This is a genomic window from Solibacillus kalamii (assembly GCF_002174535.1).
GTDB lineage: Bacteria > Bacillota > Bacilli > Bacillales_A > Planococcaceae > Solibacillus > Solibacillus silvestris.
The window spans coordinates 132,587-146,961 of the sequence record NZ_NHNT01000004.1; the positions used below are offsets into that span (position 1 = coordinate 132,587).

Consider the following 14,375-nt stretch of genomic DNA (forward strand, 5'->3'; position numbering starts at 1 on the left):
CGTTACATGAGAGAATTTGATGCAATTGTTGATGAGCACACGCGTTATCTAGTACGCATTGCTTATTTGTACGTTAAAAATTGGGCTACCGCCGAGGACATCGTACAGGAAGTGTTTGTAACATACTTTCAAAGGAGCGACCAGTTTCGCAATGAGTCGTCATTGAAAACGTATTTAACAAAAATGACAGCCAATCGCGCAAAAGATTATTTACGCTCATGGAAGCATAAAAAGGATGTCGTTTTTGAGACGATCTTTGCTCAAACGAAAGGGACGGACGAAGAGGTCATACAAAAAGAGCATCTTGCATCACTTGAACAAAAGTTATTCCAGCTACCACTGAAATATCGTGAGCCGCTCATTTTATTTTATTATGACGAACAGTCCATTGCCGATATTGCACAGTATTTACAGCTGAATGAAAATACGGTGAAAACACGTTTGCGTCGAGCAAAGCAACAATTGAAAGAGTTTTTTAGCGAAGAGGGATTGGAGGAATGATGCATGGATCCATTTAAAAAACAACTGGATGAAATGATGGGTGATACACGCTTGCAGGAAAGTCGTATTAAGCAACGTGTGAAATCTGAATTGACCCCGCCCGCCCGAAAACAGAAACGTTCATGGCATGTTCAATTAGTGACGGCAGCTGTTGCAGCAGTTGCGGTATTCCTATTTATGACGGCCGTTCCTTTTACGCAAAATTCGGGAAATGAAGGACGGGGTGCCCCTTATGACCCGCTTGATGATTTAGCGGAAATTGCTACTCTTCAAAAAAAGAAGCAATTATCAACAATCGATTATGCTTCCTTTGCACAGCTACCAGTGCTGGAACAATTATCGGATTTACAGTATGTAGATAAAGAAACCTTTACACTTGCAGGGAAAAAGGGACTTTACCATACAGTGATAGAACGTCAGGAAAATTTATTTGATGAAGCTGTATATGAAGCAGGCGATGTTGTACGAACGATGACAAATACGAGCAGTCATTTACCAATTTACGAAAACGCCTATTATGAAGTAGTCGCTGTTCCAGGAGACCGTGTCGTTTTGCAGGACGGCAAGCTAACGGTAAATGGGAAGCCTGTAAGATCGGAATTAAAAGAAATGTATGAGGAAAACGGCAATACGATTGCAGGAGGCTACGATCAATTATTAAATGCGCGTGAATACTTTTTGGTGAATCATTTCCCGGCAGAAAATACAATGCAGGCAGGAACAATTACCGCTGTGCATAAAATTTACGGGGAAGTCGTAGCATTGGCAGAGCAAAGTACAACAGCATCAATTTATTTTGGTTTAGAAAATGACTATTCACCAGAACAATATTTTGATCTTTATTTGTATGATCAGATTTTTGGAGATGGGTCAGTAAGTAAAAGATTATCGGCTAGTGACATTCCATTTCCGCACTCGAACCGTTTAGGCGAACTGTTTTTGGAAGCATCTTACCGAACTGTTACGTATTTATCCGAATCAGAAGTGGAAATACGCTACCAGTACGACCGTGAATCTGTTGGGGAATATGTATTCAAAATGTATAAAGATCCGACCGGCATTTGGCAGTGGGGAATGTAGGAAAAAGGGGTAGTGACGAAGATGTCGCTACCCTTTTTCATTTGCTGCTTGTAATCTTTTATTCATAAGTACTGTGTGATAGCTATGTAGCAGCATGCCGATAATGATGACCGCCAGTCCGATTAAAGCAATCGGCTGCGGGAGTGGTACACTTAGTAAAATCATTTCACCGACCATCGCAAAAAGAACTTCTGTCGATTGTGTTGCTTCAACTGCCGCCAGTTTTCCTTGGTCATGGCGCACACGGTCTGTAGCGATAAAGAATAGTATTGTGGCAATGACGCCCGAAGAAACAGCAACGAGCAGTGATTGATACACTTGGCTCGCGGATGGAAGGCCAACAGTAAACAATGCATAGATTGCAAGCAAGATCCATGCAGGCAAGGAAGCGATTGTCATCCCTAGAACCCGTTGAAACGGATCCACTCTACCGCCGCAAAGTTCCATCATTTTCCGGTTGCCGAGAGGGTAGGCAAATGCCGCAACGACAACGGGTAGTATACCGAGGAGCAGGCTATCCATTGAAACCGATTGTGCTTGCGGAATTTGGATAAGCAAAATCCCGAATAGAATAATGCCTGAGATGCCGAGTGAAATAAGCGGAATTTTTGCCCTGATGTTTTTTCCGGCAATGGTCGTAATGAAAAGAGGGGCAAGCAATACACCTGCTACAATCGTAAATTGCCATGTACCTGATACGAGCCAGCCTGGACCGAATGCCGCGGCAAATGTAAGCGGCGCATAAAATAATACAAACCCGACAAAGCTCCAAATGAGCCACGCACCTGGATGTTCTTTCATTTCACTCGATAAAATACGAAATCCGACTTTTCCCCGAATCGCGACAATGGCAATAAGAAAAGGAAGCATGAAGAAATAGCGGAGCGAAGAACTCCATAGCCAGCTGCCGCCTTCCAATTCCATTGAATGATTCAATACAAATGTAACCGCAAAAAATAAAGCCGCTAAAATGCCAATCAGTATTTCCTTCATCACACACCTCGCTTAATTGTATTGAATTTTCTGTCTATTAAGTATACAAAAAAATGAAGCGAAAGTAATCGCTCCATTCAATTTCAATCATCATAATTTCGCCGTCTAGGCTAAAGCGCCAACTCCTCGGCCATTTCGGTCCCTCCGTGCAAAAGTGGTAAAGCGTTTACTTTTGCGTCGGGCCCTCCAATGTCTGAGGCTCACACGATGTGAGTCATTGGGGGCATGCCACAAAGACGTGGCGTTTTGCCCACTCGGAGTTGGACGGGCGCTTTAGCACTTTTGTTCTAACGCTGTTCAAATAACTGAACAATTTCAATAATGACTTCCGTCGCTTTTTCCATTGTTTCAGCTGATACAAATTCATATTTGCCGTGCATATTTTCGCCGCCTGCAAATATATTCGGTGTCGGCAAGCCCATGTATGAAAGCTGGGAACCATCAGTACCGCCGCGAATTGGCTCAACAATCGGCGTAATATCAAACTTAGAAAACGCTTCTTTTACAATGTCGACGATTTCCATAACAGGCTCGATTTTTTCGCCCATATTATAGTATTGATCCTCAATCGCTACTGTAATTGCTTCCTCACCGTATTTCTCCTGTAACTCTTTGCCGACCTTTGCCATATACGCTTTTTTCTCTTCGAATTTAGCGCGGTCATGGTCACGGATAATGTAAGACATTGTTGTTTCTTCAATGCCGCCGTTGAAATGCATTAAGTGGATAAAGCCTTCATAGCCGTCCGTCTTTTCAGGAACCGCATCTTTTGGCATTTCGTTTTGGAATTCAATCGCCATTGTAATCGAGTTCACCATTTTATTTTTCGCCGAACCCGGGTGGATATTCGTACCGCGTGTTGTTACTTTTACGCCAGCTGCATTAAAGCTTTCGTATTGTAACTCACCAAGCGGACCTCCATCCATCGTGTATGCATAATCCGCACCGAATTTCTCGACATCAAATTTGTGTGGACCGCGCCCGATCTCTTCGTCAGGTGTAAATGCTACACGGATTTTCCCGTGCTTGATTTCCGGATTTTTCACTAAGTATTCCATCGCCGTCATAATTTCAGCGATGCCGGCTTTGTCATCCGCACCAAGCAATGTATTGCCATCTGTTGTGATTAACGTTTGGCCAACATAGTTCTTTAAGTTCGGGAAGTAGTCCGGTGCCATTACTAATCCATTTTTTAATGTAATCGCTTCACCGTCATAGTTATCGATGCGCTGAGGCTGTACATTTGTTCCTGTGTAATCCGATGTTGTATCAACATGCGCTAAAAAGCCGAGTGTCGGTACGTCTTTGTCTGTATTGGATTCAAGTGTTGCAAAAAGGTAGCCATTTTCGTCAAGTGTAATGTCTGTTAAACCGATTGCTGCCAATTCATCTTTTAATACATGTAATAAATCGAATTGCTTCATTGTAGAAGGGGTTGTGTCAGAGTTGAAATCTGATTGTGTATCAATTTTTGCATAGCGTACTAAACGTTCAATTACTTTCTCTTTCATCCGAAAAAGACCTCCTAAATACTTATTGCTTTCATTCTACACTTTTTATTTCGGTTTTTGAACTAATTATCTTCATTCAGCGGCTACTTTAAGTACCCGCTGAATGAAGATAAGCCTCTGGCAGATGTCACAGATTTTTTAAATGAATAATGAAGTCAGCCTAAATACGTCACATCGTGTGACAACGGCTGACTGACCCACATCCTGTGGGTCTAAAAAATCTGGACGCGATTACGCTTTAGCGTAATCGATCATAATCATTTATGCTGAGCATGAGGAAAAACTGTGCGCCGTAATACGTAAACATAATCAGGATATGTGAATAAGCAACATCAAACATAAAACGGTTAATGGCCAAAACCGAATCCGACATGATAAAGAGGATGGCGCCGATGACAGCAAACTTACTGCCTGTTCGGAACGATGTCCATCCCATCGTTAAAATCACTAAAATATAAGCAATCACTGCAACGGCAAGTACAGTTTCTCCTTTTTGAAGCAGACTTCCTGCAATCCAGAACATCATAACCGCACCATATAAAGCTAAAAAAATCTTTACGTACAGTGGTGTATTCTGCTGATTTGTTGAGCGGAAAGCAAAAATATAGAAAATATGACCGACCAGAAAAAAGCTCAGTCCAATGATGAACCACTGCAATGTATAGTCGCCAACCGCACAGAAAATTAAACCAATAGAAATCAGCCAGTAATATGGAGACTTCACATGTACTTTCGTTAAAAATGCGAGCACTATAAGGAAAATCATTGGCAAAAGCTTAAAGACCATTTTTAGTGAACTATCGATCGTTTCAAAAAAGAACACATAGTACAAGCCAAGCCCGAAGAAAAGTAAAATCAGAACTTTACGAGCCATCTATTAACCCCCTAAGTAAAAATATTTATATAAAATTACTGAAAAACCAAACTATCATTTTATAAAAATGCAATATATGCTCTATTATGCCAGAAATTATGCAGTTTTACTTGTTTATGAATCTTTTTGGGAGGTTATTCGTACATAGTAAGTAAGAGAGGGTGATTGTTATGGGACAATTATTGCTAATAACGGCAATTGGATCACTTTTGATCACATTATTATTAATGCCGTTATCAAAGAAAGTTCGCAATAAGGAGCTTTCATCAAAAACATTTACGAGCTTATTCATTACGACATTTATTGTAAGCTTTATTTCAGTATTCTTAACAGTATATATTTCAAAAATCGATCTAAGCTGGACGATTTTCTTATACGTAATACCTGTTGTAGCGATTATTGGGGCAATATTTGCTGTTGGTAAGGAGCAAAAAATTAAATCAGCCATCGTGCTTGTTGGCATTATTGGGATCGGCTATTTAGTAAGTGCACCATTTTTAAATGCAAATGAAAAATTCAAATCTTCAGAGATGAAAGAAAAAACGGAAATTTCGTCGTTTGATGAGACGAAAACACCGGCAAGTGTACCGCCAAAATTTGTTAAAAACAAAATGAAAAAAGCGTTTGGACAGGTGCCAAACACGAGCTATTATGAATTAGGAAACCTGCAAATTCAAAAAGTAAATGATCAGTATGTTTACATTGCACCTGTAGAGTTTTCAGGATTCTTTAAATGGTTCAATGGAAAAACAACACCTGGTTATTTCACGATGAGTGCTACAGATTCAAGCGATAATCCAAAGTTTGTGAAGGCTGAAATGAGCTATGTTCCATCTGCTTATTTAAATAAAAACCTGGAGCGTCATATTCGTCTTCAAAATCCATCATTAATTTTCTACGGAGATCCGCAGCTTGAAATTGATGAGGATGGTAAACCGTATTACATCCGTTCTTACGGGGAATTTATTTCGGCACGTAACGGCTTTGATGTAAAAGGGGTTGTACTTGTTGATGCGGAGACGGGTGCAACAGAGAAAATCGCGATTGCAGATGTACCGGCATTTATCGATGGTGCGGTATCACCTGAAGCGGTAAGTTTGCAAAATAGTTATTACGGTAACTATGTGCACGGGTTCTGGAACAGTCTAGTCGGTAAAAAGGATGTTAAGTTGCCGAGTGATGAAGGTACGGAAGCAAATGTAAGTCCGATCTTTATGGAAGATGGGGAAATGTATTATTTCACTGATTTTACAAGTCCGAAAGAGGGCGTTGACTCGATGCTTGGTTATGCATTAACACATGCACGTACCGGTGAAGCGACGTACTATACCGGAAATTTGGAAGAGTCTTATATGGATTCCCAAGGCGCTCTTGAAATTATCGAGAAAAAGTTCATCGAAAAAGAATGGGAAGGTGAAATGCCGATCCTTTACAACTTCTACGGTGAAGCGAGCTGGCTGTCAGCTGTACTCGATGCGAACGGATTCCTGCAAAATTACTTTATCGTGTCAGCAGCAAATCCTGAAATTTCGGCGTATGGTACAACACCAAATGAAGCGTTAAGACTTTATAAAACAGCGCTAAGCCGTGGCGGAAGTACGGTAGACGGTACTTCAAATGCCGAAGAAGCAAAGGCGACGGTAAAAGTCGTGCGTGTTTATAAAGAGCGTGTAGGTGATTTCACGATCGTATCATTCCTGGCAAATACAGGTGAAAACTTCATTGTTTCTACAGAAGTTGCACCGTTTGCAATTTACTTGCAAGAAGGCGATCAGGCGACCATTACGTATGCGAAAACAGGGGAAGATTTCCAGCCAGTAAAAGCATTGCAAATTGAAGGATTGAAATAAATAAAGAAATTTGGGCAGAAGTAGAAGTACCGCTGGATAAGAAGAAAACCCTTATTAAGAAACGGATACTTTGTAAAATTGATTGGAATGTAGGGCGACTCCGGCGGGAACAGCACGACGCCTGAGACTACAGGCTCAGGCCGTGCCCGCGGAAAGCGTCCCGGAATGGAAATCAATTTTTAACGCTCAGCAAAAAATGCTATTTTTCTCATAGAGAAAAATAGCATTTTTGGTTTATTAGCCTACTTCCAAGTGAAACCTTGTGAAGCGAGAAACTCTTTCATATGTGGACGATTTTGTTCTACTAAGTAATCAGCCATTTGCTTCGTCCATGTTGCCGTCTTTTGATTTGAAGATCGGCTGCTGTAATAGTCTTCCATAATCCCATCATACTCATCTAGAAGCGTATCGTATTTATCAACATCATAGCCATTTTCATGCAATACCGCAGCTACTGGTAAACGTGGTTTTGTTTCATTGCGTTTTGTCGGTGTACCAATCGTCATCGCAAATAGCGGGAAAACATATTCCGGTAAATTGAACAGCTCGCTAATTTCCTTAGGATTTGTACGGGCACCGCCAATATAGCAAATGCCATAACCCATTGATTCAGCTGCAATAACAAAGTTTTGGGCAAATAATGCAACGTCTGCTACACCTACAAGCACGTTTTCAGCCGTGTCAGCAGAAATATCGACTCCGTGTTTTTGACCAGCTACCTGCAAACGTTTGAAATCTACGCAAAACAAGAAAGAGGCACCAGCTGTTTTGAATTGGAATTCGTTTTTAGACAGTTCACCCAGCTTAGTTTTCTTTTCTTCATCCGTTACCCAGATAACACTGTATGCCTGCACAAAATGCGAGCTTGCCGCCATTTGTGCTGTTTCAATTAAATCGATGACAGTTTCTTTTGAAATTTCCTCACCTGTATATTTGCGAACAGATGTGTGACTGCGTAATAATTCTTTTGTATTCACGTGAACATCTCCCTTTTATGTAATAAAAAACTTGATTGTATATCCTTCAAGCTTATTTTAGTCAATATTTTAGTTGAAGTCGATTATAAGCGTCTATTCAATTCATAGGGAGGGGATTTTTGCATATCGTTAAATACAGATAAGAGTAATCAGAATAGAAATCAGAATAGAAATCAGAAAATTTTAATTTTTTGTGTTGACATATAGGATTAGTATGTTTTATACTGAGACTCAACGATGGAACACAAATCACATAACTCTTATCAAGAGCGGCGGAGGGAATAGGCCCTGAGATGCCCGGCAACCAGTAAGTGATGAACTGACTAAGGTGCTAAATCCTACAAAATGGACAATCATTTTGAAAGATAAGAGGAGGCAAACTTGCTCATGCGCAACCCTCTTCTTAACTGAAGAGGGTTTTTTTCATTTAAAAAATCCTCCTCAAAAACACCGATTTCACCATCGATTAAATTTTTGGGGGTATTAAAATGACAAATTTAAGACCAGAAACATTATTATTACACGGGGGTCAAAAGCCAGACCCGGAAACAGGAGCAATTGCAGTTCCGGTTTACCGTACAACGGCCTATGCATTTAATGACACAGCTCATGCGCAACGTCTATTTGCATTACAGGAAACAGGCAATATTTATTCAAGAATTATGAACCCGACAGTCGGGGCATTTGAGGAACGGGTTGCTTTATTAGAAGGGGGCACAGCTGCAGTAGGGCTTTCATCTGGCGCAGCAGCAGTAGCATTTTCTATTTTAAACGTAGCCGGTGCAGGGGATGAAATTGTTGCGGCAGGTTCACTTTACGGTGGGACTTATAATTTATTCGCGACAACATTGCCTCGTTACGGCATTACAGTAAAATTCGTAGATGAATCAAAGCCTGAAAATTTCCAAGCGGCAATCACTGATAAAACGAAGGCAATCTTTGCTGAAATTATCGGAAATCCAAGCTTGAAAGTACTGGATATTGAAGCGGTAGCAAACATCGCCCATGACAATGGTCTTCCTTTATTAATCGACAGCACATTTGCTTCCCCATATGGAAGTAATCCGATTGAATTCGGCGCGGATGTTGTCATTCATTCTGCAACAAAATGGATTGGCGGTCATGGAACGACGATTGGAGGAATTGTCGTTGATGCCGGGAAGTTTGACTGGACGCAAGGAAGACATCCAGGATTTACAGAACCGGATACTTCTTACCATGGTCTACGCTACGGAATTGACACAGCAGGCGCTGCATTTGCGACAAAGCTTCGTGTTCAACTATTGCGTGATTTTGGTCCAACATTATCTGCTGACGCGGCATTTAATTTCCTGCAAGGACTTGAAACGCTTCATTTGCGTATTGTCCGACACAATGAAAATACACAGAAAGTTGCCGAGTATTTAAGAAACCACCCATTTGTGGAGTACGTGAATTACAACGGCTTTGAAGATTTTGCGACACATGATTTAGCGAAAAAGTATTTGAAAAACGGATTCGGATCAATCATTACGTTCGGTATTAAAGGGGGACGTGAAGCTGGCCGCCAAGTAATCGATAACGTGGAATTGTTCTCACATGTAGCGAACGTTGGCGATGCCCGTTCATTAATTATTCATCCTGCGAGCACAACACACCAACAGTTATCTGCGGAAGAATTAAAAACTGCTGGCGTATCGGAAGAGCTCATTCGCTTATCGATCGGGTTAGAAGCAGCGGAAGATATTATCGCGGATTTAGAGCAGGCATTAGCGAAAGTTGCAGCGGAAGTTGGAGTAGAAACAAACGCATAATGCTTTAAAAAAAGCTTAGCTTTTCCCATTCGAAAAGCTAAGCAATTTTTAGAAAATTAATCCCTACTATTTTTATAAGTTTTATTGACAAATTAAATACCTAGTAATACAATTGGGATAATTATATTACCAACCAGAAAAATTTAAAGTGATGTTGCAGCATCATTGGAAGAAAAGGAGTTGTTCAACATGGGGAAAGTATACAGTGCACAAAACGTTGCAGCCTATATTATTTATGAACTAAATGACGTAAAGGAATTTGTGAATGCTTGTGCGATCCAGCAAATTTTGGCGGATGTGAATACGATGTGGCAGCATGTTTTCGGACACAGTGCTTTCTCAGAACAAGCTCACGATCTTGCCACAGCGGGTTATGTTGTAAAAGAAGTCGCCGAGGAATACAAAATTCATGGTACAGCCCATATTTTGTCACCAGCTAGAGAGTGGTTCTTAAAATATGGGGAATTTCAGTTAGTAGAGCGCCCATACGCGGTCCCTGACTTCTCGGCAAAAGAGGAAATCGTCATGACCAAGATTTTAACTGCCTATCGTTTACGGGCATATAATGATATAAACGAGGCAGTATAAAATAATTCCGGAACACTAGCGAGCCCCCTTGCTAGTGTTTTTTTTATTTGGTGATTTTTTCGTACGATGTATGGGGTTTATTAGAATTATGAAAACGGTTATTAGAAGAAGTTTTGGGGATATTAGAAGAAAAGTAGATGTTATTAGAATTTGGGTGAACTTGAAGGTTGGGTACGTATATTTTCCGGGCAAGAAACGGGTGCTGAAACCGGTGTTGGCGATTTATTAGAACAATGATGAGTGATATTAGAAGAAGTGTGAGCGATATTCGCAAATTGAGCGAGGATATTAGCAAATTGCGACCCCATTTTAGAACATTATCCGGTTATATTAGAAGATCGCAATTTTATTAGAACATTTCAAAATATATTAGACGAATTCCGAATATATTAGAAAATAACAAAACGCTCTCAACCGCTTAGCCCCAAACACAAGTAGTGACTGGAAATATTACCATCATAGTCTCCAAATTAGCTCTTAAAAAATAAAATTTGAATGAATATTGACCGTTTACAGTAAACAAATGTCCTTCTAGGCGAGATTATCCTTGTTTTCATGTATTATATAGGATAGAATTTTCTTTAAGATAAATTTTTCGAATTATTCGTTAATATATGCGTGTTAAGAATTTGGAGGAGAAAGGCAATGGCAACAATCAAGGCAGCGATCTTAGGATTTGGCACAGTAGGTCAGGGAATTTACCATATTTTAAATGAAAAGAGGCAGGAGCTTCGCGAAAAGCTGGGTGTTGAACTGGAGGTCGCGAAGATTTTAGTAACCGATGCAAGCCGTGAGCGTGTACCGGGCACAAAACATTTAATGACGGAATCAATGGATGACGTACTGGCGGAAAATAATCTGCAAGTTGTATTTGAAGCGATTGTAAATGAAGAGCCTGCATTCACTTACTTAAAACGTGCTGTTGAGGCAAAATGTCATGTCGTTACAGCGAATAAAGTAATGCTTGCAAAACGGGGCGAGGAGCTCGAAGCATTGGCGAAAGTAAATGGTGTATTCGTCGGCTTTGAGGCAACGGTAGCAGGTGGTGTGCCTATTATTAAAACAATGAAAAATATTCTTCTGGTCAACGAAGTAAGCTGCGTTCAAGGAATTTTAAATGGAACGACAAACTATATTTTAACAAAGATGCGTGCAGAGGGCTGGAGCTTTGAACAAGCATTAAGAGAAGCACAGCAATTAGGATATGCAGAAGCGGATCCATTTAACGATGTATCGGGTCAGGATGCATTTAAAAAGCTGATGATTTTATCGAGCCTTGCATTTGGGGAACAGCCAAATTGGGCAGATGTAGAAGTGATCGGAATTGATACAATTTCATCAGAACAAGTAGCGGAAGCAACAGCGCAAGGTCTTCGCTATCGTCATGTGGCGGAAGTGGAAAAACTCGAAGACGGTACAATTCATGCAAAAGTGGCACCACTATTAGTGAACAATGAACATCCGCTTTACCCTGTAGATGATGTGTTCAATGCGGTGACGATGGAGACAAACTATATCGGAACATTATCCGTAATTGGGCCTGGCGCCGGGATGTATCCGACAGCAAGTGTAATGGTAGAGGATTATGCTGAAATTATCGGGAAACGTGCAGGGTTTACAGTCACTATTTAATAAGAAGAGATTAAAAAGAAGCGAACTCGATGAACGAATTCGCTTCTTTTCTATTAGTCCTCATCTTTTATATCGACATCTTCGGGAATCGGAGTGTTTTTCCAAATTTCAATTTCTTCTTTAATTCGTTCGAGTTGCTGATGGTACGTATCAAATTGCGCACTATTAATTAAAAAGTGTTCACCATCATGCACTGCTTTAATGCGACCGGCATAAATGTACTGTAAAACCTGATGTTCAGGCATGCCTATATCTGCTGCAGTTTGTTCTACTGTTTTAAACATCATGATGCCTCCTTTTTAGTTTTAGTTAATCTTATTATAAATCGATTTTAACAAAACTTCATCTCGTATGGACTTCTAACGTATGATAGCATAATTAATAAAAATGGGGTGTAGGATGTGAATATTTTACCGTATGTGTTTGTGCTTTTGGCCGCCATGCTTTGGGGGACAGTCGGAACAACACAAACCTTTTTAACGCAAGGGATTTCTTCGTTTGCGGTAGCATGTGTAAGGTCGGGTATTGGCGGAGGCGTTTTACTTGTTGCAGTTTTGGCAATGCGGAAAATTTCCTTTCGTAATTGGTCATGGAAGTGGACCATTTTAGCGGCGATCGCCATTGCTCTATTCCAAAGTCTGTTTTTCACATCTGTCCGCTTTACAGGAGTTGCAGTAGGAACGGTCGTAACAATCGGCAGCGCGCCTGTATTTGCGGGATTCATCGAGTGGATCTTTTGGAAAGTACGGCCAACTCTCGTATGGGCAATTGCAACAGTGCTCGCCATCGTCGGCTGCCTGCTGTTATTTATGAATCAAGGTGAGACGGCAATCAACCCGCTTGGCATAGGGTTAGCATTGGCTGCAGGTTCCATGTTTGCCCTTTATACGAATGTGAGTAAGCAGTTGATGAAACGGGAAGAAACATTGCCTGCTGTTGCAATGACTTTTTCAATTTGCGCCTTGTTTTTATTGCCGTTCGCAGCAAAAGACGGTTTTGGCTGGCTGACAGAAGGCGTGAATATATGGCCGATTCTTTTTATGGCACTTGCTGCTACAAGTTTGGCATACATATTATTTTTAGGCGGCTTGAAGAAAATCAGTTCGTCGGCCGCGGTAACATTGAGCTTAGCCGAACCTTTAACAGCCGCATTACTCGGTGTGTTTTTAGTAGGGGAACATTTAACATTTGTTTCATGGATTGGTGTTAGTCTGTTATTAGGTGGAATAATTGTGTTAACATTCGGCACAAAGAAAGCTGCTTCATAGGAGGCAGTTTTTTTGCTTTGTTGTGAAAAAAATTACTGATGTGGCACTGTGGCTGAGTTTATTAGCCGATACTGTGTTGAAAGTAGAAAGTTCTGGCCCGAAAGTGGAACCATTTAAATGAAAAGTAGAATCTTTAGCGGTGAAAGTAGAACAAAACGCGTGAAAAGTAGAACCCGCTGTTTTATTAGCCGATACTGTGTTGAAAGTAGAAAGTTCTGGCCCGAAAGTGGAACTTTTTAAATGAAAAGTAGAATGTTTAGCGGTGAAAGTAGAACCGGCTATTTTTATTAGACAATACTTCCTCTAAAGTAAAATCTCATTTAATGTAAAATAAGAAATCTTAAGAATTTCTTCAGATTTACAGTAGTTAGATGTTAAGAAATGGGCTTTATTATAAACTTATAAGAAAAAGTTGGCTCTTCATTAAATAGTGGAGATGATAAGAAGGTTGATTGGAATGTAGGGGAGGCGACTCCAGCTGGAACAGCACGAGCGAGAGACTACAGGCTCGAGCCGTGCCCGCGGAAAGTGTCCGACCCGGAATGGAAATCAACCACTTGCTATGATGGAGAACAAGAAAGTTGTGAGGTGAGCAAGATGAATCAGCTGACGGTGCTCGTAACAGATGACGATCAGGACATCCGGGACGGCATAGAAATTTATTTGAAAAATGAAGGTTACCGGGTGTTAAAAGCGGCAGACGGGCTTGAGGCAATCGAACTGCTTGAACAAAATGAAGTACACTGTATGATTTTAGACATCATGATGCCGAAGATGGATGGGATTACCGCCACATTCAAAATTCGTGCAGAACGCAATATCCCGATTATTATGCTCAGTGCAAAGGCGGAACAAAGCGATAAAATTCATGGGCTTTCAGTAGGTGCGGACGATTATATTACAAAGCCGTTCCACCCGCTTGAACTGATGGCACGCGTCAAGTCCCAGCTAAGACGCTATGTCAACTTCGGCACGGCAGGAGAAGCCGCTCCGCTTGTTGAAGGACTGGAGCTGGATGCTGCAGCCCGGGAAATCCGTGTGGACGGAGAACCTGTCAAACTGACACCGACTGAGTATAAAATAACTGAGCTTCTACTAAAAAATGCGGGGCGCGTCTATTCAATCAGCGATATTTACGAACTCGTATGGAATGAACCCGCGTATAACGCAGAGAATATTGTTGCCGTGCATATCCGGAAAATCCGTGAAAAAATCGAAGCCGATCCGAAAAATCCCCGTTATTTAAAAGTGGTGTGGGGATTGGGTTATAAAATTGAAAAGTAAAATTTTTTCTTGGGTTGGAGCTCT

13 protein-coding genes and 1 riboswitch are annotated in these 14,375 nt (G+C 40.9%); of the genes, 8 read left to right on the plus strand and 5 right to left on the minus strand.

Annotated elements, in window-relative coordinates:
* Positions 1–6 precede the first annotated feature (6 nt).
* Both CBM15_RS08665 and CBM15_RS08670 read left to right on the plus strand, forming a co-directional pair.
* Complete coding sequence (locus CBM15_RS08665) at positions 7–501, plus strand: sigma-70 family RNA polymerase sigma factor (protein WP_087617148.1); 495 nt, start codon at positions 7–9, stop codon at positions 499–501.
* A gap of 3 nt (positions 502–504) precedes the next feature.
* The gene (locus CBM15_RS08670; protein ID WP_087617149.1) at positions 505–1,581 is read left to right on the plus strand and encodes a S26 family signal peptidase; all 1,077 of its coding nucleotides are present in this window, start codon (positions 505–507) and stop codon (positions 1,579–1,581) included.
* Between the two features lie 27 nt (positions 1,582–1,608).
* On the opposite strand, the gene CBM15_RS08675 is transcribed toward CBM15_RS08670, so the two are convergent.
* From CBM15_RS08675 to CBM15_RS08685, 3 genes are all read right to left on the minus strand, one after another.
* Positions 1,609–2,574 (minus strand): DMT family transporter, encoded by a 966-nt coding sequence (locus CBM15_RS08675; RefSeq protein ID WP_087617150.1) that lies wholly within the window; start codon positions 2,572–2,574, stop codon positions 1,609–1,611.
* Between the two features lie 287 nt (positions 2,575–2,861).
* Positions 2,862–4,085, minus strand: a complete 1,224-nt coding sequence (pepT, locus tag CBM15_RS08680) for a peptidase T (RefSeq protein WP_087617151.1) — start codon at positions 4,083–4,085, stop codon at positions 2,862–2,864.
* Positions 4,086–4,323: 238 nt separating this feature from the next.
* Positions 4,324–4,959 carry a lysoplasmalogenase gene (locus CBM15_RS08685; protein WP_087617152.1) on the minus strand — a complete coding sequence of 212 codons (636 nt, stop codon included), beginning with the start codon at positions 4,957–4,959 and terminating at the stop codon, positions 4,324–4,326.
* A gap of 170 nt (positions 4,960–5,129) precedes the next feature.
* Here CBM15_RS08685 and CBM15_RS08690 point away from each other — a divergent pair, with 170 nt between their 5' ends.
* Complete coding sequence (locus CBM15_RS08690) at positions 5,130–6,809, plus strand: hypothetical protein (protein ID WP_008406252.1); 1,680 nt, start codon at positions 5,130–5,132, stop codon at positions 6,807–6,809.
* Positions 6,810–7,051: 242 nt separating this feature from the next.
* Here CBM15_RS08690 and nfsA read toward each other — a convergent pair whose 3' ends face one another.
* Positions 7,052–7,786 carry an oxygen-insensitive NADPH nitroreductase gene (gene nfsA / locus CBM15_RS08695; RefSeq protein ID WP_087617153.1) on the minus strand — a complete coding sequence of 245 codons (735 nt, stop codon included), beginning with the start codon at positions 7,784–7,786 and terminating at the stop codon, positions 7,052–7,054.
* A 257-nt stretch (positions 7,787–8,043) separates the two neighbouring features.
* A riboswitch (SAM riboswitch) is annotated at positions 8,044–8,158 on the plus strand.
* Positions 8,159–8,274: 116 nt separating this feature from the next.
* Between nfsA and CBM15_RS08700 the strand changes: the two genes are divergently transcribed.
* The 3 genes from CBM15_RS08700 (at position 8,275) to CBM15_RS08710 (ending at position 11,799) form a co-directional block, all read left to right on the plus strand.
* Positions 8,275–9,579, plus strand: a complete 1,305-nt coding sequence (locus CBM15_RS08700) for an O-acetylhomoserine aminocarboxypropyltransferase/cysteine synthase family protein (RefSeq protein ID WP_087617154.1) — start codon at positions 8,275–8,277, stop codon at positions 9,577–9,579.
* A gap of 189 nt (positions 9,580–9,768) precedes the next feature.
* Positions 9,769–10,167, plus strand: coding sequence for a hypothetical protein (locus CBM15_RS08705; protein ID WP_087617155.1), 399 nt, complete (start codon positions 9,769–9,771; stop codon positions 10,165–10,167).
* A 645-nt stretch (positions 10,168–10,812) separates the two neighbouring features.
* Positions 10,813–11,799 (plus strand): homoserine dehydrogenase, encoded by a 987-nt coding sequence (locus CBM15_RS08710; protein WP_087617156.1) that lies wholly within the window; start codon positions 10,813–10,815, stop codon positions 11,797–11,799.
* A 53-nt stretch (positions 11,800–11,852) separates the two neighbouring features.
* Here the strand turns inward: CBM15_RS08710 and CBM15_RS08715 are convergent, their stop codons facing one another.
* Positions 11,853–12,083: a MerR family transcriptional regulator gene (locus CBM15_RS08715; protein WP_008406258.1), complete on the minus strand. Its 231-nt coding sequence runs from the start codon at positions 12,081–12,083 to the stop codon at positions 11,853–11,855.
* A 117-nt stretch (positions 12,084–12,200) separates the two neighbouring features.
* On the opposite strand from CBM15_RS08715, the gene CBM15_RS08720 reads away from it, so the two are divergent.
* Complete coding sequence (locus CBM15_RS08720; RefSeq protein WP_087617157.1) at positions 12,201–13,067, plus strand: EamA family transporter; 867 nt, start codon at positions 12,201–12,203, stop codon at positions 13,065–13,067.
* 597 nt (positions 13,068–13,664) lie between these two features.
* Entirely contained in the window at positions 13,665–14,351 is a 687-nt protein-coding gene (locus CBM15_RS08725) for a response regulator transcription factor (RefSeq protein ID WP_014824875.1), read from the plus strand.
* The last annotated feature ends 24 nt before the right edge of the window (positions 14,352–14,375 follow it).